17 protein-coding genes and 1 tRNA gene are annotated in these 21345 nt (G+C 70.0%); 13 read left to right on the top strand and 5 right to left on the bottom strand.

Annotation, left to right across the window (positions count from 1 at the left end):
- Positions 1-37: 37 nt before the first annotated feature.
- Together dxs and ACIGXW_RS16275 are read left to right on the top strand one after the other, a co-directional pair.
- Positions 38-1999 (top strand): 1-deoxy-D-xylulose-5-phosphate synthase, encoded by a 1962-nt coding sequence (gene dxs / locus ACIGXW_RS16280; protein WP_399573583.1) that lies wholly within the window; start codon positions 38-40, stop codon positions 1997-1999.
- Positions 1996-3393 carry an aspartate aminotransferase family protein gene (locus tag ACIGXW_RS16275; RefSeq protein ID WP_399573582.1) on the top strand — a complete coding sequence of 466 codons (1398 nt, stop codon included), beginning with the start codon at positions 1996-1998 and terminating at the stop codon, positions 3391-3393. Before dxs ends, ACIGXW_RS16275 begins: the two co-directional genes overlap by 4 nt.
- Before the next feature lie 43 nt (positions 3394-3436).
- Here the strand turns inward: ACIGXW_RS16275 and ACIGXW_RS16270 are convergent, their stop codons facing one another.
- Positions 3437-4297 (bottom strand): tyrosine-protein phosphatase, encoded by an 861-nt coding sequence (locus tag ACIGXW_RS16270; protein ID WP_079274265.1) that lies wholly within the window; start codon positions 4295-4297, stop codon positions 3437-3439.
- A gap of 84 nt (positions 4298-4381) precedes the next feature.
- Between ACIGXW_RS16270 and ACIGXW_RS16265 the strand changes: the two genes are divergently transcribed.
- The gene (locus ACIGXW_RS16265) at positions 4382-5173 is read left to right on the top strand and encodes an SGNH/GDSL hydrolase family protein (protein ID WP_071965399.1); all 792 of its coding nucleotides are present in this window, start codon (positions 4382-4384) and stop codon (positions 5171-5173) included.
- Between the two features lie 17 nt (positions 5174-5190).
- On the opposite strand, the gene ACIGXW_RS16260 is transcribed toward ACIGXW_RS16265, so the two are convergent.
- Positions 5191-5649, bottom strand: a complete 459-nt coding sequence (locus ACIGXW_RS16260; RefSeq protein ID WP_360914509.1) for an ATP-binding protein — start codon at positions 5647-5649, stop codon at positions 5191-5193.
- Positions 5650-5785: 136 nt separating this feature from the next.
- Here ACIGXW_RS16260 and ACIGXW_RS16255 point away from each other — a divergent pair, with 136 nt between their 5' ends.
- The 3 genes from ACIGXW_RS16255 to ACIGXW_RS16245 all read left to right on the top strand — a co-directional run bounded on the left by ACIGXW_RS16255 (position 5786) and on the right by ACIGXW_RS16245 (position 7859).
- Positions 5786-6652 carry a Scr1 family TA system antitoxin-like transcriptional regulator gene (locus ACIGXW_RS16255; protein WP_071965398.1) on the top strand — a complete coding sequence of 289 codons (867 nt, stop codon included), beginning with the start codon at positions 5786-5788 and terminating at the stop codon, positions 6650-6652.
- 3 nt (positions 6653-6655) lie between these two features.
- Entirely contained in the window at positions 6656-6919 is a 264-nt protein-coding gene (locus tag ACIGXW_RS16250) for a DUF397 domain-containing protein (RefSeq protein ID WP_071965397.1), read from the top strand.
- Positions 6920-7010: 91 nt separating this feature from the next.
- Positions 7011-7859, top strand: a complete 849-nt coding sequence (locus ACIGXW_RS16245; protein WP_399574030.1) for an SAM-dependent methyltransferase — start codon at positions 7011-7013, stop codon at positions 7857-7859.
- 18 nt (positions 7860-7877) lie between these two features.
- Here the strand turns inward: ACIGXW_RS16245 and ACIGXW_RS16240 are convergent, their stop codons facing one another.
- The gene (locus ACIGXW_RS16240) at positions 7878-8438 is read right to left on the bottom strand and encodes a carboxymuconolactone decarboxylase family protein (protein WP_399573581.1); all 561 of its coding nucleotides are present in this window, start codon (positions 8436-8438) and stop codon (positions 7878-7880) included.
- A gap of 140 nt (positions 8439-8578) precedes the next feature.
- On the opposite strand from ACIGXW_RS16240, the gene ACIGXW_RS16235 reads away from it, so the two are divergent.
- The 3 genes from ACIGXW_RS16235 (at position 8579) to ACIGXW_RS16225 (ending at position 11602) form a co-directional block, all read left to right on the top strand.
- A complete protein-coding gene (locus ACIGXW_RS16235; protein WP_399573580.1) occupies positions 8579-9226 on the top strand; it encodes an alpha-ketoglutarate-dependent dioxygenase AlkB family protein in 648 nt (215 codons plus the stop codon).
- An 82-nt stretch (positions 9227-9308) separates the two neighbouring features.
- A complete protein-coding gene (locus ACIGXW_RS16230) occupies positions 9309-10544 on the top strand; it encodes an MBL fold metallo-hydrolase (RefSeq protein ID WP_399573579.1) in 1236 nt (411 codons plus the stop codon).
- Between the two features lie 176 nt (positions 10545-10720).
- Positions 10721-11602, top strand: coding sequence for a chitosanase (locus tag ACIGXW_RS16225; protein ID WP_399573578.1), 882 nt, complete (start codon positions 10721-10723; stop codon positions 11600-11602).
- A 79-nt stretch (positions 11603-11681) separates the two neighbouring features.
- Here the strand turns inward: ACIGXW_RS16225 and ACIGXW_RS16220 are convergent, their stop codons facing one another.
- A complete protein-coding gene (locus tag ACIGXW_RS16220; RefSeq protein WP_399573577.1) occupies positions 11682-14975 on the bottom strand; it encodes an amidohydrolase family protein in 3294 nt (1097 codons plus the stop codon).
- 448 nt (positions 14976-15423) lie between these two features.
- Here ACIGXW_RS16220 and ACIGXW_RS16215 point away from each other — a divergent pair.
- Positions 15424-15497 (top strand) — tRNA-Pro (locus ACIGXW_RS16215).
- 16 nt (positions 15498-15513) lie between these two features.
- Here the strand turns inward: ACIGXW_RS16215 and ACIGXW_RS16210 are convergent.
- Entirely contained in the window at positions 15514-16935 is a 1422-nt protein-coding gene (locus tag ACIGXW_RS16210) for a tyrosine-type recombinase/integrase (RefSeq protein WP_399573576.1), read from the bottom strand.
- Positions 16936-17647: 712 nt separating this feature from the next.
- On the opposite strand from ACIGXW_RS16210, the gene ACIGXW_RS16205 reads away from it, so the two are divergent.
- The 3 genes from ACIGXW_RS16205 to ACIGXW_RS16195 are packed head-to-tail and all read left to right on the top strand — an operon-like array spanning position 17648 to position 21287.
- Positions 17648-18862, top strand: a complete 1215-nt coding sequence (locus ACIGXW_RS16205) for an ABC-three component system protein (RefSeq protein WP_399573575.1) — start codon at positions 17648-17650, stop codon at positions 18860-18862.
- The gene (locus tag ACIGXW_RS16200) at positions 18859-19347 is read left to right on the top strand and encodes a three component ABC system middle component (protein ID WP_399573574.1); all 489 of its coding nucleotides are present in this window, start codon (positions 18859-18861) and stop codon (positions 19345-19347) included. Before ACIGXW_RS16205 ends, ACIGXW_RS16200 begins: the two co-directional genes overlap by 4 nt.
- Positions 19344-21287: a DUF3732 domain-containing protein gene (locus ACIGXW_RS16195; RefSeq protein ID WP_399573573.1), complete on the top strand. Its 1944-nt coding sequence runs from the start codon at positions 19344-19346 to the stop codon at positions 21285-21287. The genes ACIGXW_RS16200 and ACIGXW_RS16195 overlap by 4 nt, the downstream gene beginning before the upstream one ends.
- Positions 21288-21345: the final 58 nt, after the last annotated feature.

Genomic DNA, 21345 nt, shown 5'->3' with positions numbered 1-21345 from the left:
GGCCTGTACGACCAGGCCGACAAAGGAGGGGGCCGGCGTGTCGTTGCTGGAGAACATCCGCAGTCCGCGCGACCTGAAGGCACTGGACGGTGAGGAGCTGACCGACCTCGCCGAGGAGATCCGCCACTTCCTGGTCCACGCCGTGGCCAGGACCGGCGGCCATCTCGGCCCGAACCTCGGCGTGGTGGAGTTGACCATCGCCCTGCACCGCGCCTTCGACTCGCCCGCGGACCGCATCCTGTGGGACACCGGCCACCAGTCGTACGTCCACAAAATGCTCACCGGGCGCCAGGACTTCTCCAAGCTGCGCGGCAAGGGCGGCCTGTCCGGCTACCCCTCGCGCGAGGAGTCCGAGCACGACGTCATCGAGAACAGCCACGCCTCCACGGTGCTGGGATGGGCCGACGGCCTCGCCAAGGCCAACCAGGTGCTCGGGCGCTGGAACCGCCACGTCGTCGCCGTCATCGGCGACGGCGCCCTGACCGGCGGCATGGCCTGGGAGGCGCTGAACAACATCGCCGCCGCCAAGGACCGGCAGCTGATCATCGTCGTCAACGACAACGAGCGCAGCTACGCCCCCACCATCGGCGGCCTCGCCAACCACCTCGCCACCCTGCGCACCACCGACGGCTACGAACGCGCCCTGTCCTGGGGCAAGGACGCCGTCCAGCGCGTGCCGCTCCTCGGCAAGCCGCTGTACGAGTCGCTGCACGGCGCGAAGAAGGGCTTCAAGGACGCCTTCGCCCCGCAGGGCATGTTCGAGGACCTGGGACTGAAGTACCTCGGCCCGATAGACGGGCACGACGTCGCCGCCGTCGAATCGGCGCTGCGCCGGGCCAAACGTTTCCACGGGCCCGTCGTCGTGCACTGCCGGACCCAGAAGGGCCGCGGCTACCAGCCCGCCCTGGAGGACGAGGCGGACCGCTTCCACACGGTCGGGGTGATGAACCCCCTGACCTGCCAGCCGCTGTCCACCGGCGGCGGGACGTCATGGACCTCGGTCTTCGGCGACGAGATGCTGAGGATCGGCGCCGAGCGGCCGGACGTGGTCGCGATCACCGCGGCGATGCTGCACCCCGTGGGCCTGACGAAATTCGCCGAGGCCTACCCCGATCGGGTCTGGGACGTCGGCATCGCCGAGCAGCACGCCGCGACCTCCGCCGCAGGCCTGGCCACGGGCGGTCTGCACCCGGTCTTCGCCGTCTACGCCACCTTCCTCAACCGGGCCTTCGACCAGGTCCTGATGGATGTGGCCCTGCACAAGTGCGGCGTCACCTTCGTCCTGGACCGGGCCGGTGTCACCGGGACCGACGGCCCCTCGCACAACGGCATGTGGGACATGTCGATCCTCCAGGTCGTCCCCGGCCTGCGCATCGCCGCCCCGCGCGACGCCGACCAGCTCCGCGCCCAGTTGCGCGAGGCCGTCGACGTCGACGACGCGCCGACCGTGGTGCGCTTCCCGAAGGAGAACGTGGGCGAGCCCGTCCCCGCCCTCGGCCGCGTCGGCGGCATGGACGTCCTCGCCCGCCCCGACCAGGAGGCCGCGGTCACGGACGTCCTGCTCGTCGCGGTCGGGGCCATGGCGCCGGTGGCGCTGAACGCCGCCGAGCTGCTCGAGGCGCGCGGCACCACCTGCACGGTGGTGGACCCCCGCTGGGTCAAGCCCGTCGACGAGGCGCTGCCCGCGCTCGCCGGCCGGCACCGCCTGGTCGCCGTCATCGAGGACAACAGCCGCACCGGCGGCGTCGGCTGCGCCGTGGCCCAGTCGCTGCGCGACGCAGGCGTGGACCTGCCGGTGCGCACCTTCGGCATCCCCGAGCAGTTCCTGGCGCACGCCAAACGGGCCGAGGTGCTGGCGGACCTGGGGCTGACCCCCGCCGAGATCGCCGGGCGGATCAGCGCGGCCCTGGCCCGCAAGGAGGCCCCGCAGGCCCCAGGGGAAGCCGGACCCGGCCGCAAGGAGGCCGCCCTGGTCGGTAAGGAGAGCGACAACGCATGACGGCCGACGGCACCAAGAGATTCGACCTGACCCGGCTGCTGGCCGAGCGCGGTGGCGAACGGTACGACCTGCACGCCCGGCACCTCAACCACCAGCTGCCGCGCATGCTGCGCACCATCGGCTTCGACAAGGTCTACGAGCGGGCCCAGGGCGCCTACTTCTGGGACTCCGAGGGGCAGGACTACCTCGACATGCTCGCGGGCTTCGGGGTGATGGGGGTGGGGCGCCACCATCCGGTCGTCCGCCAGGCGCTCCACGACGTCCTCGACGCCTCCCTCGCCGACCTGACCCGCTTCGACTGTTCGCCGCTGCCGGGCCTGCTCGCCGAGAAGCTGCTGTCCTACGCGCCCCACCTGGACCGGGTGTTCTTCGGCAACAGCGGCACCGAGGCCGTCGAGACCGCGCTGAAGTTCGCCCGGTACGCCACCGGCCGGCCCCGGGTGCTGTACTGCTCCCACGCCTTCCACGGGCTCACGGCCGGCTCGCTGTCGGTCAACGGCGAGGACGGCTTCCGGGACGGCTTCGCGCCGCTGCTGCCGGACACCGCGGTCCCCATGGGCGACCTGGAGCGGCTGGAGCGGGAGCTGGGCCGCGGCGACGTGGCGGCCCTGGTGATCGAACCGATCCAGGGAAAGGGCGTCCAGCTCGCACCGCCGGGCTATCTGCGCGCGGCACAGGAGCTGCTGCACCGGCACAAGGCACTGCTCATCGCCGACGAGGTGCAGACCGGCGTCGGGCGCACGGGGGAGTTCTTCGCCTATCAGCACGAGCAGGGGGTCGAGCCCGACCTGGTGTGCGTGGCCAAGGCGCTCTCCGGCGGCTACGTCCCGGTCGGCGCGACGCTCGGCAAGGACTGGATCTTCAAGAAGGTCTACTCCTCGATGGACCGGGTGCTGGTCCACTCGGCCAGCTTCGGCTCCAACGCCCAGGCCATGGCGGCAGGCCTCGCGGTGCTCGCCGTCATGGAGGACGAGCACATCGTGGCCAACGCCCGGGAGACCGGCGAGCTGCTGCGCTCCCGGCTGGCGGCGCTGGTCGGCAAGTACGAGCTGCTGCACGAGGTGCGCGGCCGCGGCCTGATGATCGGCATCGAGTTCGGCAAGCCCAAGTCGCTGGGCCTGCGCAGCCGTTGGACGATGCTGCAGGCGGCCCGCAAGGGGCTCTTCGCCCAGATGGTCGTGGTGCCGCTGCTGCAGCGGCACCGCATCCTCACCCAGGTCTCGGGGGACCATCTGGAGGTCATCAAGCTGATCCCGCCGCTGATCATCGGCGAGCGGGAGGTGGACCGCTTCGTGACGGCCTTCGAGGCGGTCATGGACGACGCCCACGACGGCGGCGCCCTGATGTGGGACTTCGGGCGGACGCTGGTCAAGCAGGCGGTGGGCGGGCGCTGAGGGGACCGTGGGGGCCGCGGCGCACGGCCCCCACGTTGCCCGGTCAGTCCGTGAGCAGCAGCTCCCGCAGCCGCTCGCGCATCAGCGGGTCCACTCCCAGCCCCTCGGCCAGATACCGCTCCGTGGTCCCCCAGGTCTCGGTGATCGCGGTGAACGCGGCGGCCAGATACGCCGCCCGCGCCTCGAACAGCGGCGAGAGCAGCTCGCTCACCTCGGGCGAGCGGTCCGCGTCCGTACCGTCGCCGCGCCGCACGCGGTAGCGGCGGTGCGGCGCGTTCGACTCGAGGTAGTCGGCCTCGACGGCCTCGTGGGGAACGCCGAGCGCGAGCAGCGTCACCGCGATCGACAGTCCGGCCCGGTCCTTGCCGGCGGCGCAGTGCATCAGGGCGGGCACGCTGTCGTCGGCGAGGGTGCGCAGCACCCGGCCGTGCTCGGCGGTGCGGGTGACGATCATCGTGCGGTACGACTCGGCCATCCGGTCCGCGGCCCGGCCCTGGCCCAGGACCGACCGCAGGGTGTCCAGGCCGCCGTCGCGGACCATCCGCCAGAACTCGCTGCCGTCCGCGGGGTCGGACAGCGGGATGTTCACGTTCCGCACCCCGGTGAGCTCGACGTCCGGGCCCTCCAGGGCGATGTCGGCGGCGTTGCGGAAATCGAATACGGTGTGCAGGCCGAGCGAGTCGAGGAAGGCCGCGTCCGTGTCCGTCGCGTGCGCGAGGTGGCCGCTGCGGAACAGGACGCCGGGCCGTACCCGCCGCCCGTCGGCGGCCGGCAGCCCGCCCAGGTCGCGGAAGTTGCGGATTCCGGCCAGCTCGGGCTCGGTCGACGGGACGTGCGGCGTCTGGGTCACGTGCGCTCCTCGGGTCGCGGATGCCGCAGCCGATCGTATTCCGGCTGACGGCATTTTGCCGGGGTGGGATACATCACGGCACGTCAACCCCTGGTTACGGTGGCGTAGGTCACTCCGTAAGGTGAAAGATGTACTGACGTGGCAGACGATTCGAATTCATTCAGCAAGAGCGCGATCGGGTCGTACGCAGCCGTCGGGGACAGCTTCACCGAGGGCGTCGGCGATCCAGGACCCGACGGCACCTTCATCGGGTGGGCCGACCGACTGGCCGTACTCCTCTCCGACCAGCAGGCGGAGCACTCCTTCACGTACGCCAACCTCGCGGTCCGGGGGCGCCTCCTGGACCAGATCGTCGAGGAGCAGGTGCCGCGGGCCGTCGAGCTCGGCCCGGACCTGGTGACCTTCTGCGCGGGCGGCAACGACATCCTGCGGCCGGGCAGCGACCCGGACGACGTGGCGGAGCGCTACGAGGCGGCCGTGGTCCGGCTCAAGGACTCCGTCGGCACGGTGCTGCTGTGCACCGGATTCGACACCCGCGGCGTGCCGGTCCTGCGTCACCTGCGGGGCAAGATCGCGACCTACACCGCCCATGTGCGTTCCATCGCCGACCGTCATGACTGCCCGGTGCTCGACCTGTGGTCGCTGCGCTCGGTGCAGGACCGGCGGGCCTGGGACGAGGACCGGCTCCACCTCTCGGCGGACGGGCACACCCGCGTGGCGCTGCGCGCCGCCCAGGTGCTCGGTCTGCGGGTGCCGGCCGACCCGGACCAGGAATGGCCGGACGAGGGCCAGCGGTCGCCCGCCGAGGTGCGCCGCGACAACATCCACTGGGCGCGCGAGCACCTGGTGCCGTGGATCGGGCGCCGGCTGCGCGGCGAGTCCTCGGGCGACAACGTCGAGCCCAAGCGGCCGGATCTGCTGCCGCTCTAGGGCCGTATACGAGGGGGTCAGCGGGGGAGCCGCCCGTGCGGCAGGTCGGCCCAGACGACACGGCCTCGGCCGGTGTCGTCGGGCCGGACCCCCCAGGCCTGGGACAGCGCACCGACCAGCAGCAGTCCGCGCCCGCTCTCCTCGTCCGCACCGCTGCACCGCGCTCTGGGCTCCGTCGGGGTGTGCCCCTGGTCCGCGACCTCTATGCGCAGGGCCACCGCGCTGATCCGCAGCTGACAGCTGACCTTGTCGCTGTCCGTGTGCCGCACCGCGTTGGTGAACAGCTCCGACACCACCAACTGGGCATCGTCGCAGGCCACTTCGTCTATGCCCCACTCCCGCAGCCGCGCGAGAACTCGTTTTCGCGCCTCCGCCACCGAGGCGTTGAGGGCGGGGAAGTGAAAGGCGTCCTGCAGGCGGCCGGCGAGGTAGCTGCCGCAGAACCCGAGCGAGGGTGCGTCATGGGAGGGGAGCACTCCGCAACTATGTGCGATAGAGCTCATCTGTGGCAAGGTTCAATCTGCAAATTACAGAATCGCAAGGACAGTCTGTCCGGCCGACAGACTGCGTGGCACACTGCTGGCATATGACGGCAGTTGGAGGGGGTGGACAGTGGCGGACTCGCGGCCGGCAGGCGCGCCGACGGTCCTGAGGGTCGTGCTCGGCAGACGGCTGCAGGACCTGAGGGAGAAGGCCGGGCTCTCCTACGAGGAGGCGGGCCGCGCCCTGGACGTCACCCACGCCACCGTCCGCAGGATGGAGAAGGCCGAGGTCGGGCTGAAGATCCCGTATGTGGAGAAGCTCCTCCACGTCTACGGCGTCCTCGACCCCGAGGAGGTCGAAGGCTTCCTCACCCTCACCCGCGAGGCCAACCGCCCCGGCTGGTGGCACCGGTTCCGCGACGTGCTGCCCGAGTGGTTCAGCGCGTTCGTGAGCCTGGAGGGCGAGGCCAACCTCATCCGCGCCTACGAACCCCACTACATCCCCGGCCTGTTGCAGACCGAGGACTACACCCGCGCCGTACTCCGCGCCGGAATGCCGCACGCCCGCGAGGCCGACATCGAGCGCGCCGTCACCGTCCGCCGCCAGCGCCAGGCCCTGCTCACCCGGGACCGGGCGCCCCTGCTGTGGGTGGTGATGGACGAGACGGTCCTGCGCCGGCCCATCGGCGGGCCGGAGGTGATGCGCGCCCAGATCGACCGGCTCATCGAGGCCACGGACATGCCCAACGTACGGCTGCAGTTCATGCCGTTCGCCGCCGGCCCGCACCCGGCGATGTACGGCCCCTTCCATATCTTCCGGTTCCCCATCCAGGAGCTGCCGGACATCGCGTACGCCGAAAACCTCGTCGGAGCCTCGTACTTCGACCAGCGCGACGACGTCTCGTCCTTCCTGGAAGCCCTGGACCGGATGTGCGCGCAGGCCGCGCCGGCACACACCACCAAGGCGATCCTGGGTGGCATTCGTAAGGAGATCTGAACCATGGATCTGGATCACATATACAACGGCATGCCCGCGAGCGACCTCGGCACCGAGGGCTGGAGCAAGCCGTGGAGCGGCGGCAACGGCGGCAGCTGCGTCGAGGTCATGCGACTGGTGGACGGCCGCATCGCCCTGCGGCAGTCCACCGACCCCGGCGGCCCCGCGCTGATCTACACGCACCACGAGATGGAGACCTTCATCCGGGGCGCCAAGGCCGGCGAGGCCGACTTCCTGCTGGCGGGACCGAGCGTGAGCGCCGAGTAGGGCCGGACAGGCGCGAGGGGCCGGCCGCATCCGACCGAGCGGCGACAACTGCATGCGTACCGAAGGGGAACACGGCGTGATCGAGCAAGGCATGCCCGGCATAGGCGCGGGCGGACAGGGTTTCCCCGCCGAGGAGATCGACACCAGCAGGCCGCACCCGGCCCGCATGTACGACTACTACCTCGACGGCTGGGACAACTACGAGGTCGACCGCGCGGCGGCCGAGCGCGTCATCGAGGTCCACCCCCAGGTGCGGCTGTCCGCCCGCGCCAACCGCGCCTTCCTGCGCCGGGCGGTGCAGGCGGCGGTGCGCGGCGGCATCCGCCAGATCCTCGACATCGGCACCGGCATCCCCACCTCGCCCAACACCCACGAGGTGGCACGGGAGATCGCGCCGGACGTCCGCGTCGCCTACGTCGACAACGACCCCATCGTGGCCACCCACGCGGGGGCGAAGCTCACCAACGCGGGCGGCGCCGGGTTCGCGCTCGCGGACGTACGCCGCCCCCAGGCGATCCTGGAGGACCCGGTCGTCCGCGGGCTGATCGACTTCGATCAGCCCGTGGCCCTGCTCCTCGTCGCCGTCCTGCACTTCGTCAAGGACGAGGAGGACCCGGCGGGCATCGTCGCCACCCTCGGCGACGCCCTGCCCGCCGGCAGCGTGCTCGTCCTCTCCCACGCCACCGAGGAGCCGTACGAGGGCTACGCCGCCGGCCGCACCGACACCGTGGCCCGCGACGGCGTGCTGGACGTCTACAAGAACGCCACCGCCGCCCTCAACCTGCGCGGCCGGACCGCCATCGAGCCGCTCTTCGGCGACTTCGAGCTCCTCGACCCCGGCCTCGTCCGGGTGCCGCTGTGGCGACCCGACGGCCCGGTGCCCGGCCCCGAGGAGCTCAGCAACACCATCTTCTACGGAGGAGTGGGCCGCAAGGGCTGAACGGGCGCCCCGCCGCCCTCACGCCCCCGGACGCGCCGGGACGTCACAGCGGTCCTTGAAGCCCTGACTGGTCAGCCCCAGCGCGGAGTTGACGCGCGAGCGGAGGTTCTCCACCGCCACCATCGCCGTCAGCTCCACGAGGGCGGCCTCGCCCAGGCGCCCGCGCAGCCGCTCCACCAGCTCGTCCTCGACGACCGGCGGAGTGGCGGTCATCGCCTCGGCGTACTCCAGCACGTCCCGCTCCAACGGGGTGTAGACCTGGCTGTCCCGCCAGCGCGGCACGTCGCGCAGCTTCTCGTGCGACACGCCCCGCCGCCGGCTCTCCCAGTACCCGAAGTCCATGCACCAGGAGCAGCCGATGGCCGCGGACGACGCCATGACGGCGAGGTCCTTCAGACCGGGGTCGAGCTTCTTCCAGCGGGCCACCGACAACTCGAACAGGGAGTCGGAGACCAGGACCCGTCGGTTGTGCGCCAGCGCCATCAGCGGGTCGAGGACCTTGCCGTAGGCGCGCCTGCTGTACCACGCGGCGAGACGGGTCAGCGGGGTGCGGGACGGATCGAGCGGAACGCGGGCCATGGCCGGTGCCTCCAGCAGAAGAGGAGCGGTTGCTTTCCACCGTACGACGGACCGGCCCCGCGAAAACGTGACACCGTTCCGAAAGATTTTTGAAACCGCAGGTCAGGGGCGGTGTCAGTGGCCTGTCCTAGGGTGGCGGCATGGATGGTGAGCTCTTCCCCCGGCCCCCGGCGGAGATCGCCCCCGGCGCGGTCCACCTCCCCGCCTGGCTGGACGGGGCCGCCCAGCTCCGCCTGCTCAAGGCCTGCCGCCAGTGGGCCAGGCCACCGGCCGGTCTGCACAGGGTGCGGATGCCGAGCGGAGGGCAGATGTCCGTCCAATCCGTCGGACTGGGCTGGCACTGGTTCCCCTACGGCTACGCCCGTACCGTCGTCGACGGCGACGGATCGCCCGTCAAGCCGTTCCCGCCCTGGCTGGACGAGCTGGCCCGGCGCGCGGTGGCGGACGCCTACGGGCGGGAGGCCGGCCCGGAGGCGTACGACATCGCCCTCGTCAACTTCTACGACGACACCGCGAAGATGGGCCCGCACCGCGACAGCGACGAGAAGTCCGACGCGCCGGTCGTCTCGCTCAGCCTCGGCGACAGCTGCGTCTTCCGGTTCGGCAACACCCAGGACCGGGGCCGCCCCTGGACGGACGTCGAGCTGCGCAGCGGCGACCTCTTCGTCTTCGGTGGCCCCTCGCGCCTGGCCTACCACGGCGTCCCCCGGACGCTGCCGGGCACCGCTCCCGCGGCCCTGGGGCTGAAGGGACGGTTGAACATCACGTTGCGGGTGAGCGGGCTGTGACCGGCGTGGCCGGATAATGAGGGTGACCCGCCTCCCCCACGGCCCGACGGCATGGGGGTGCCCCCACTGCCCTGGAGGCGCCGTGACCGGCTCCCGCCCGACGTACTCACCACTCGACTCGCTGCGCCCGGCCGCGTTCGGCGCGGATCCGGCGGGGGAGCGGATGGCGCGTATCCGGCGGTCGCCGAACTTCTCCGGCGGCGTGTTCGTCAACCCCGAGGGCACCCGGGCCACGCCGTCCTCGTCCATGCTGGCGTTCCTGCCCACGTACTTCCGCAAGGAGGAGCGCCTGCGCAGGGCCCCCGCCCACGCCGTGCCCGTCCACCCCACCACCGTCGCGGACCTGGCCACGCCCGCCGCCTCGGGGCTGCGGCTCACCTGGATGGGCCACTCCAGCGTGCTGGCCGAGATCGACGGCGCCCGGGTGCTGTTCGACCCGGTGTGGTCGGAGCGCTGTTCGCCCTTCTCGTTCGCGGGCCCCAGACGGCTGCACCCCGTGCCCGTGCCGCTGGCCGAGACCGGCCCCCTTGACGCCGTGGTCATCTCCCACGACCACTACGACCATTTGGACATGGCGACGGTCCGGGCGCTGGCCCGGACCGGGGTGGCCTTCGTCGTCCCGCTCGGCGTCGGCGCCCACCTGGAGCACTGGGGCGTTCCGGCGGAGCGCGTCACCGAGCTCGACTGGCACGAATCGGCCCACGTCGCCGGACTCACCCTGACCGCGACCCCGGCCCGGCACTTCTGCGGCCGGGCGCTGCGCAACACCCAGCACACGCTGTGGGCCTCGTGGGTGGTCGCGGGCGAGAAGCACCGCATCTTCCACAGCGGCGACACCGGCTACTTCCCGGGCTTCGCGGACATCGGCCACCGCTACGGGCCGTTCGACGCCACGATGGTGCAGATCGGTGCGTACAGCGAGTTCTGGCCGGACATCCACATGACGCCCGAGGAGGGCATGCGCGCCCACCTCGACCTCCAGGGCGGCGACGCGGCGGCGGGCGTCATGCTGCCGATCCACTGGGGCACGTTCAACCTCGCTCCGCACCCCTGGGACGAGCCCGCCGAGGGGACGGTCACCGCGGGGCGGCGCACCGGAGCGCGGGTCGTCGCCCCACGGCCCGGCCAGCCCTTCGAGCCGGGCGTGGGGTTGCCGCTCGAGCTGTGGTGGCGGGCGGTCGCGGCACGTCCGGCGGGCCGGGAGGCCGCGGTGCCGGCCGACAGTGTCGTCGCGGGCACGGAGGCGGCCGCCGGTGCTCCGGCCGCCGGGGCGGGGCCGGCCGGCGCGAGCGAGGCGGAGTCCATCCTGCGGGCGTAGCAACGCCGTTGGCCGGATCTGGTGGGGTGTCAGCCGACGATCTTCGAACGTTTGGCGTTTTTACGCACACGCGTGCGTGTCCCCCTTGTCAGGCAAGTGGACCGGCCGCTTCAATGCCTGACAACGGTTAGGAAAGCTTCCTAACCCATTCCGGACGATCGGGAACGGAGTTCTGCATGCCCACGCGCACCTCGACGCAGATGACGGCGCAGATGACGAGGAGGACCGCTCGGGTCGTCCTCACCGGGATGGCGGTGGCCCTGCCCTTCTCCCTGGTCCTGGGGGGAGTCGGTCAGGCGGCGGCACCCTCCAGACTCCCGGACGCGGGTGTGTCGGCCGCGGCCGCCACCGGCCTGGACGACCCGCACAAGAAGGACATCGCCATGCGGGTGGTCTCCAGCGCGGAGAACTCCTCGCTCGACTGGCGCGGCCAGTTCAAGTACATCGAGGACATAGGCGACGGCCGCGGCTACACCGCCGGCATCATCGGCTTCTGTTCGGGCACCGGCGACATGCTCGACCTCGTCGAGCTCTACACCAAGCAGAAGCCGGGCAACCCGCTCGCCAAGTTCCTCCCCGCCCTGCGCAAGGTCAACGGCGGCGACTCGCACGACGGCCTGGGCAAGTCCTTCGAGGACGCCTGGCGCAAGGCCGCCCAGGACAAGGCGTTCCAGGACGCCCAGGAGTCCGAGCGTGACCGGGTGTACTTCAACCCCTCGGTCAAGCAGGCCAAGCAGGACGGTCTGCGCGCGCTCGGCCAGTTCATCTACTACGACGCGATCGTCATGCACGGCGGCGGCGACGGGAAGTACAGCTTCGGCGGCATCCGCAAGACCGCCCTGTCGAAGGCGAAACCCCCGGCGCAGGGCGGCGACGAGAAGACGTACCTCAACGCCTTCCTCGACGCCCGTAAGAAGGCCATGCAGAGCGAGAAGGCCCACGAGGACACCAGCCGCGTCGACACCGCGCAGCGCGTGTTCGTCAAGGAGGGCAACTTCGACTTCCAGCCGCCGCTGAAGTGGAAGGTCTACGGCGACTCCTACGAGATCAAGGAGTAGGAAACGGCCCACCGGGACGACCGCCCGCGCACCCGCCTCGGGGGAGTGCGCGGGCGGTCGGCTTGCCGGAGCCGGGCCGTCAGTGGCCCGGGCCGTGCTCCATGTCGCAGCACGAGTCGCGGCGCAGCTGCCGCCCGACGGCCGGCCAGTCCTCGTGCGGCCGGCCGTGGCGCACCGCCGGCTTCCCCGCCCGCTCATAGGCCCCGACCAGCTCGCTCTGCCGGTACTCGACGCCGCCGCTCAGCACCGACGTCGTCCGTACGAGCGTGTCGAAGTCGCTGAAGGGGTCGCCGTCGACGACCGTGACGTCGGCGAGCTTGCCGACCTCCAGCGTGCCCAGGTCCCGCTCCGCGCCGAACACCCGCGCGGGCAGCACGGTCGCGGTGCGCAACGCCTGCGCGGCCGACAGCCCGTGCCGGTGCAGGGCCCGCAGCCCCATGTGCAGGGAGAGGCCGACCGGCACCAGCGGGGCGTCCGTGCCGAGGGCGACGATCCCACCGCCCTCCAGCACCCGCCGGTAGACCTCCAGCTCACGACGGAGCGTGTCCAGCTGGGCGGTGGTGGGCGCCTTGGCGGCCGTCTGCTGGACGAGCGTGACGTCCCAGGGCGGCATCAGCTCGGTGACGCGGGGGTCCTTGGCGAGGGCGGGGTCCTGGCCCAGCAGCGGCACCGAGGTGAAGGGCGTGGCGATCAGATGGAAGTCGCCCGCGGTGTAGATCTCGGTCAGGTCCTGGTACGAACGCCCCGTCGCCGACGTGGCGTGCCCGAACTCCAGCCGCTGGGTGGCCTGGAGATGGGTCGTCAGATCCTGGCCCAGCTGCATGCCCGGCGAGCACAGATGGCTCCCGGAGCGCACCCCGAGCCGCTCGTGCGCGAAGCGCGCCGCCTCCTGCATCACCCAGCCCGGCGCGCGGACGTAGGTCTTGACGAAGTCCCAGTCCAGGGCCTCGCCACGGCTCAGCGACCGGCGCAGCCCCTCCCGGGTGCGGTGCGCGCGCCCCATGCTGTACGCGACGCGCGACCCGTCGAGCAGCTCCCCGGTGCTCAGCAGCCGCGGCCCGGCCAGGGCGCCGGCCGCCACGGCCTCGCGGATACGGGCCTGCTCGTAGGCGCCTCCGCCGAAGGAGACCGCCGTCGTGATGCCGTAGGCCAGCTGCAGGGCCGTCTGCCGGCCGCCGTAGGTGACCTGCCACGGATGGGTGTGGGCGTCCCACAGGCCGGGGATCACCGTCCGGTGCGAGGCGTCGACCGTGCGCCGGGCGGACCGCCGGGCCCGGTGCGGCTCGACGGCGGCGATGCGGCCGTCCCGCACCACGATGTCGATGTCCTCGCGCACGGTCGTGCCCGTGCCGTCCCAGAACCGGCCGGCGCGCACGACGGTGTCGGCGGGGGCCGGGCGCCGGTAGTCGAGCGCGACCGAGAGCGTACGGGTGCTGCCGCTCGCCGTGTCCAGCAGCCGCAGCCGCCCGGCGGACAGGTAGAGGATCTTGCGCCCGTCGGCGGAGAACGACGGGTGGTCGGCGGCCTCGTCCGTCAGCCGGCGCGGTGCGCCCTCGGGCGTCCCGTCGGCCCGTACGGGCACCAGCCACAGCGCGGACTCGCTGATCACGGCCATGGAGCGGCCGTCCGGCGACCAGACGGGCCCCGCGTCGAAGCGGTCGGAGATCGAGGCGTGCGGCGCGATGGCGTGCAGACGGGGGGTGCTGCCGTGCCGGGTGTCGACGACGCGGATGAGGTTGTAGCCCTCACGGAACCGCTGATTGAGGCGGTTGCGGTCGCAGAGGGCGACGAAGCGCCCGTCCGGTGACCAGCTGGGTCTGCCCGGCAGCCCGCCGGCGCCCAGCGGCGCCGCCAGCACCCGGTCCTCGCCGGCCACCAGGTCGCGGACGAGGAGGTTCCCGGACAGGTCCAGGCACGCGAGCCGCGTCCCGTCCGGCGACAGCGCGGGCTGTACGCGCCCCCCGTCCGCCAGCACGGTCTCCTCGCCGGAGGCCAGGTCGTGGCGGCGGACGGCGAACAGCCCGTCGCGGTCGTCGGCGTAGAGCAGCGCCCTCCCGTCCGGGGTCCAGGAGGGCGAGTGGAGAAAACGGGTGGGGTCGGCCCGTACCACCTGCCGGGGCGCCCGGCCGCCGGAGACGTCCGCGACCCAGAGGGAGTTGAGTGCGGCGAAGACCACCTGGCGCGCGTCCGGGGAGAGCGCGGGCAGATGCACGGCACGCACGCGCCGCGCGCCGCCGCCCGCGGCGAAGTCGTACCGCTTGACCTCGTAGCGCGGACGGTCCACCGGCAGCTTCGCCATGAAGGGGATCGTGACCGAGGGCGCGGTGCGGGCCCCGGCCGGCGGGGTGGGCGCGGGGGCCGCCGAGGGGTGCGGCAGGGAGTCGGCGGCCGGTGCCTCCGTGGCCCCGGCCGCCTCCGGCCGGATGATCCGGAACTGGCCGCTCACCGTCAGCAGCAGCTCCTCGCCGGACACCCACCGCGGGGGCACGGGCTCCACGTCCCCGTCGACGGCGACCGCGCCGCCGTCCACGACGAGGGTGCAGGTGGCCTCGGGCGAGGCGGTCGTCCGCAGATAGGCCAGCCGCCCGCCCGGCGCGACGGCGGGCGTCATGACCTGCGCCGCGACGCTCTCGGTGTGCTCGGTCCGCACCGGCCCCCGCCCGTCGGCCGGCACGGAGGCGACCGTACGGGCCTCCAGCGACGTCCCCACCACGCGGCCCCGCACGAACCACAGCCGACTCCCGTCCGGCGACCAGACGGGATCGAAGTCCTCCCACGCCCCGTCCTGCCCCGGCCCCTCCTGCCCGGCCACCCCGGTGACCTGCGTCAGCCCGCCCGTCCGCACGTCCACCACCCACACCCGGTACGGACTGCCCGCCACCGGATCACCCCCGCGCTCGGAGGCGAACGCGATCCGCGTCCCGTCCGGCGACCACGCCGGCCCCCGGTCGTCCCACGGCCCGTCCGTCACCTGCCGCAGCCCCGACCCGTCGGTCCGCAGCGTCCAGATGTGGAAGCCCCCGTCCCGGTAGGCGCACACCGCGAGCCACTTGCCGTCGGGCGAGTGCACGGGCCGTGTGGGCTCGAGATCCACCGGAGTGATCGCCACGGCGTCCCCGCCCTTGCGCGGGACGGACCACAGGACGTTCTGCACCTCGGCGATCAGCCGGTCACCGGCGGGGGAGAGGGAAGCGGCCCCGTTGGTGGCCCCGGTGAAGGAGAGGACGGTACGCCCCGAGCCCGCCGCCGGGGGCGCCGTCGCGCCCCCGGGCAGCGCGACGGCGGCACCGGCCGCCCCGGCCGCACCGGCCACGGCGGCGGTCCCGGCCGCCGCCGTCTGCAGAAATCTGCGCCGGGAGATGCTGGTGTTCAACTGTCCTCCTGTGTCAAGGGAGTTACGCGAGGTGGCAGCTAAAATCCAAAAGGCGATCGTTGCACGGCACACACGGGATAGGTCAACACCCCATCAACCACCAAAAACAGGTGAATGTCGGTACGGGGTCGGTGGTGTGGGGTGGCGAGCAGTGATGTGCGCGTGGCGCGTGGGTGAGGAGGTCCGCCCGGAGTCGATCACTGGCCGATCGCCGGTCGATCACCCCGGTCGATCACTCGGGCCCGCCGGGATTCTTCATCCGAACGGGGCACGGGGGCATGGCGTCGACGCTCGACGCGGCGTCGGAGTGCCGTCACCGTGCGTAGCGGCGGGATGGAGTCCCGCACCTGGCTCCACGGGGTGCGAAGCCGTGCGCGACCACCTCACGAAGTGCGGTATTGTTCTCATGCGCGGTCGGCGAGGGCGAAAGCCCGGGCCGGACAAGCACCGGGACGTGGCGCAGTTTGGTAGCGCACTTGACTGGGGGTCAAGGGGTCGTGGGTTCAAATCCCGCCGTCCCGACTTGCATTTTCGCAGGTCAGAGGCCGTTTCCTCGTAGTGAGGGAACGGCCTTTCTGATGTTGTGTCGGTTTGTGGTCGCAATGTGGTCGCACGTGCTCACCGCCGCCGGGGCTGTTCGGGGGTAAGCCCTGGTGCAGGTGGGCTGACTGATGGTGATCATCTGGTTGTGTAGCTGCGGGATGTGGTCGCAGAGCGGTCGCGGTGCCGGGATCGGGCCTGGGGGAGTGGGTGGCCGGTCGGCCTGGGTGAGGGTTTTGTCGATGGCGTCGACGGCTTCGCGGGCTGCCTGAGTGGTGAGATGGCTGTAAATGTTCGCGGTTGTAGAGAGCGTCGAGTGCCGCAGGGTCTTCGACACCACGGTGAGCGGAACGCCGGCGTTGATCGAGATCGTGGCCGACAGGTGCCGGAGATCATGGATCGTCGTACGGGAGACGCCTGCTTTGCGGCAGAGCAGGTGGAACCGGTTGAGGACGTACTCCGGGTGAAGCGGTCGGCCGTCGGGACGGTGGAACACGAAATCACCTTCGAGCCCTGCCATCGTTGACGGGCGTCTGTCTCGGGCGCGGTGGTGGAGGGCGGTGGCGACGCGGCCGGAGACGGCGACCCAGTTCCTGCTGCTCCTGGTCTTGGGCGTGGTGATCACGAGGCGGTTGTTGTCGATCGCGGAGAGCGTCGCGTGTATATAGAGGACGCGCTTGTCGAGGCGGACGTCGTCCCAGCCCAGAGCGAGTGCTTCTCCCTTGCGGATGCCGGTGCCGATGAGGACCTCGACAAGATCGGCCATGAGCGGGTCGGCCGTATGGCAGTACCGCAGGAAGGCCACGGCCTCGTCGACGGTCCAGATGTGACGCTCGGCGGCTGCCGGCCGGGGGATGATCGTGGGCCGGGCGGGGTTGTGGTCGAGCCGGTGGTGCCGGACAGCCTCGCCGAGTGCGCTCGACAAGGTGGTGAGGATCCGGTGAATGGCTGGGCCCCGTCCGCGCGAGAGCTGCGCTCGGACGAAGGCCGTGATGTGACCGTAGCCGAGATCGTCGAGCTTGATCTTCCCGAGCGCGGGGACGAGATCGTCCTCGGCGTAGGCGCGGTAGCGGACCGTGGTCGTCGGCTTCAAGGTCATGGCCTTGGCCTGGAGCCAGGCAGTCAGGTAGTCGGCGACCGTCTGGTTCGGATCGGCGAGAAGACCCGTACCAGCGGTGTCGATCAGGCGCCGCAGGGCCTGTGACGCGGTGCCCCGGTCAGGGAAGCCGCCACGACGGACGGTGTGACGCCCCGGCGCGCACTGAGGGACATCGACGGCGAACGTCCACGTGCCATGATCAGGATCGGCGAGGAGCCGTGGACAGCGTGATCCGAGCTGCTTGTGCAGCTGGTCCCGACAGCTGCAGCGCCGGTAGACACGCCCCCGAGAAGCGGCGGAGCGCATGATGATCGCTTCCAAAAGTTGCGCATTGAACTGCTAGTCCCAGTGTCGACCTGGGGGCGGCGGTTCGTGCGACCACATGCGACCACAACGGCATACGTACTGGCCCTGACCTGCGGATATCCCTTGGCGGGGCGACAGGTACGTCGGCAGGGATTCGTGTTCGAATCCCATCCCGGAATCTTCCAGACAGAGCGTGGCACGAGCCGCTCCATGAGCGACCTCTCGCTCGCCCGGGGAGAAATGCCCCGTTGGTTCGCCGACCTAGCAGTCGAAGATGCCTCGCAGCAGCGAATGCTTCCCTGAGGAAACAAGCGGCCGCTACAGTGCTGGGGAGCGGCCCGGGGGCTCATACGGGGCCGGCGACTTCACCTGCTACGCGGCGTCCCTGCTGCGCACGAGTAGCGGCACAGCATCAACCTGGTCCGCTACCGCTTCTTCGGCAGCGAATCACTCTGGAGACGTTGACTTCCGTCTGGCCCGACAGCTGTCCCCCAGAGCTACCTGCCGCCGTCCGGGGCAGGTGCCGGTGCTGGCTGTTCGAGGCTTCCTTCGGCGGCGATCTGCCGCTCACAGATACCGGGGCCTGGCCGATGCCGATGCGTCCAAGGGTGCGCCACCGGGGGATGGACGTAACCGACTCATTGTCCCGGAACACCTTAACCAGGTGTCGCCCTTGCCGATACGATCTCCGGATGCATGGTGGGGCAGGTCAGAGGCGGGGGATGCAATGAGCGGCAAGTCTGATCCCTTTGAGGCATCCGCAGCGGCGCTCGGCTATCTGCACCAGTTGCGCATGGCTTTGCTGGTGTGCGTGGATCATCTCCAGGCAGGTCTCGACTGGACGGTTGCTGTCGAGGCAGGGGACGACATTGAAACTGTGCGCGAGGATTCAACGGACTGGTGGCAGCTCAAGCACCGTGCGCCCGGGACGCGGATGACCGATGCCAGTAGCGACCTGTGGAAGACGCTCCGGATCTGGGCTACGGCCGTCTCCGACCAGCGGATCGACCTGGAGCGGACGAACCTGTTTCTTCTGACGACTGGTATCGCGCCAGAGGGGACCGTCGGGTCCTACCTGGCGCCGAGTCGTCCCGGTGGATTGCGGAACGAAGCCGAGGCGCTGAAGCTGCTGAATGCGGCACGCGCTAACTCTGCAGCGAAGAGCTCGACCACCCTGGCTAACTTCGCAGCATGGGATGCTCTGGACACAGATGAGAAATTGAACTTGCTCAAACGTATTCAGGTACTCGATGAGGCTGACAACATCACGAAGGCCGGTGACCAGCTGGAGGGCCGGGCTGCCCTGGTTGTCGGTCACCCCCACGCACAAGCCTTCCTTCAGCGCCTGGAGGGCTGGTTTCTTCAGCGCTGCATCGCCCACTTGGCGGGCAGGGGGTCTGGCCCAGTCACCGGGGTTGAATTCGATGACATCTTCGATCAGCGTCGCAACCAGTTCCGGCCCGATAACCTTCCCATCGATGCTGACGTCGTCGACCTCACCGGTCAGGTGACCGAGCACACGGAAAAAGCCTTCGTGCGACAGCTTATGCTCGCCGGGATTGGTAACGCCCGCATACGGATGGCGGTTAGGGACTATGTCCGGGCTTATGAACAGCGCTCCCGGTGGTCCAATGAAAACCTTCTACGCCCTGGTGAACTCGGCCGTTATGAGCGACGCCTGGTCGAGGAATGGGAGAGGCGCTTCTACCTGATGGCCGACGATCTGGGTGAGGACGCGGCTGAATCGGAGATGCGCGTACAGGCGAAGAAGATCTATGCCTGGGTCGAGCAGGACGCTCGATACAGAATCCGGGCCGGCTGTGACGAGGCGTTCGTGACGACAGGTTCCTACCAAATGCTGGCGGATGAACAACGTGTCGGGTGGCATCCCGACTTCGAAGCCCGGCTGATGGCGCTTCTGGAGCCGGCGGTGGGCCGATGACTGTGCCAGTCGAGCTCAGTCGCGAGGAGCGGGCCCTGTTCAACCCGGCGTTCATGGCCCTCGTCAGCTGTCGCGCCGTTCAGGGACACCAACGCGAGGCGGGCCCCTGCCCCCTGCCTATCGCGGTCACCGCTGCGGTGATGGCCCTCCAGCCGGCCATTCGGTCTCTTTTGCCAGGAACAACCAAGGCCAGCCTGCCCAAGTGGGCCGCGGAGAACCAAACCGTCCGCGTCCTGATGGCAGCCAACGCACCCAGTCTGGCAACGATGGTCCGCCCCGGCATCCTTCTCGCTTTGCAGACGGAGCTGCTCAGCCTCAATGACACCGCGCGGTTGCACCTGCGCCTTCGCGCGATACCGGCAACGATCAACGGCACCTCAGACACCTTCGTTGCGATCCAGAAGACCGCGCACATGCTCGGCCGCTGGCTACCCACCGGCGGAAGTGCCGCCACGACCCTGACCCTGCTCGGAGTGCGCCCGTGACTTACCAGATCAAATCGCTGACTCTGTATGGGCACCGTCCCGAGCAGATGCGGGTCCTTGAGCTCCATCCGGGTCGCCTCAACATCATCACCGGAGACTCACGCACCGGTAAGACATCGATCTGGACTATTACCGACTACTGTATGGGCAGCAGCGACTACCCTGTCCGCGCTGGCAAGGTCCGTGATTACACCAGCATCTTTGCCCTGCAACTGGTACGCGGCGATCAGCAGCTGTTCATCGCCCGTCCGGCTCCCGAGAACAGCACCAGCCCCGCTCCCCGACTGTGTCTGCAGTTCCAGAGCGCGGGCGCACCCCCGCTATCCCGAGGCGACATCGACTTCACCTTTCCCCTGGATGCCGCTCGACGCCTGCTCAGCGAGTTCTGTGGCATCGATCGAACAGTCCGTATCCCTGCGCAGCGCGGTACCACTATGGCGCCGTCCATTCGCCACGCTCTGTTCTTTTGCCTTCAGGCACAGAACGAAATCGCCAACCCTGACCACCTATTCCACTCCCAGGGCCATGAGTGGCGGCCGCAGGCCATCCGCGACACGCTGCCCTACTTCCTGGGAGCAGTCGAACCGGAACAGGCCCTACGCCGCGCCCGGCTCAAGCAGCTGCGCGCAGAGCTCAAGAACGTCGAGAGGCAGATCGCCCAGGCTGCCCAAGCAGCTCCCGCGCCTGGACAGGCCCGCGCCCTGATATCTGAGGCTGAGAGTGTAGGCCTCTTGCCCGCCCGTGCCGACGACACCGTCAGGCTCGACGAGGCGCTGAGTATCCTCGCCTCCGTCCTCACCCACGCCCCCGGTCAGCTCGAGTACTCCGACTCCACCGACCACGCTGCCCTCCTGGACCGCGAGCGACAGGAACTGCGCTCCCGGCATCAGCAGATCAGGGCACGAATCACAGAGCTTCGCCAGACTCTGGCCGAAGAGAGCAACTATCTGGCCCAGGCCCGCGACCAGCGTGAACGACTCGCCTCCCTCGGCCTGCTGCGGGCCGCAGCTGACGGCACCGGCCAGCACTGCCCTGTATGCGACAGCGTGGTCTCTCCGGTACAGCAGACCGTCCAGGTGATCCGTAAGGATCTGGAGCGTTTGGACTCCGACGTTGCCTTCGTCAGTGACGACGCCCCGGTCATCCAGGGCCTGATCGCTGCCGAGGAAGAGCGGCTTCAGGAACTGCGCACCGAGGTGGTCCGTAACCGTGAGCAGCGTGAAGCGCTGGACGCCGGCATTCGTGAGGCGGCCCGCTTCCGCAGCCAGGCTCTCCGCGCGGCTTCTGTCCAGGGCAGGATCAGTCTCTTCCTCGAAAATGCGGCCCGCGCCGAACACGCTCCACCCGTCGCTGATACGCGTGAAGAACTGAAACGGGAGATCACTGACCTTGAGGAGGCGCTCGGCTCAGACACGCAAGCCGATCGGCTCGCCAGTTGCCTCTCGTTGATCAATCAGAAGATCGCGGCCAAAGCTCGCGCACTGAGCCTGGAACACTCCGAACATCCTGTACGACTGGACTTGCGTCGCCTCAGCATCGTGGCTGACACTCCTCGCGGCCCGGTGCCCTTGAGCGACATGGGCAGTGGTGAGAACTGGCTTGGATACCACATCGCGGCCTTGTTGAGTTTGCATGAGTGGTTCGCCGAGCAGGGACGTCCTTTGCCGCGACTCCTGGTACTCGACCAGCCGTCCCAGGTGTACTTTCCATCCGACTACGACGGACCCCAAGTAGATCTCGCCGGTGAGGACCGCACCTCACTGCTACGGGTCTATCAAGCAATCAACGATACTGTGAGCCACCTTGACGGAGACTTCCAGGTGATCGTGATGGAGCACGCGGATCTGGAAGACGACATCTTCCACACCGCGGTCGCAGAACGCTGGCGCGGTGGGCACACGGCCCTTGTCCCGCCGGCCTGGATCGACCAAGACAACTGACGCTAGAAGAGGATCCGCTGCAGAGTGCGAGCAGTCTGGTCCTACGAATCGTGCCGTC

Origin of the sequence: Streptomyces sp. NPDC053079 (assembly GCF_044546695.1) — a bacterium.
Taxonomy (GTDB): Bacteria; Actinomycetota; Actinomycetes; order Streptomycetales; family Streptomycetaceae; genus Streptomyces.
The sequence above is the reverse complement of the archived record's forward strand: the minus strand, read 5'-3'. Positions and strand labels throughout refer to the sequence as shown.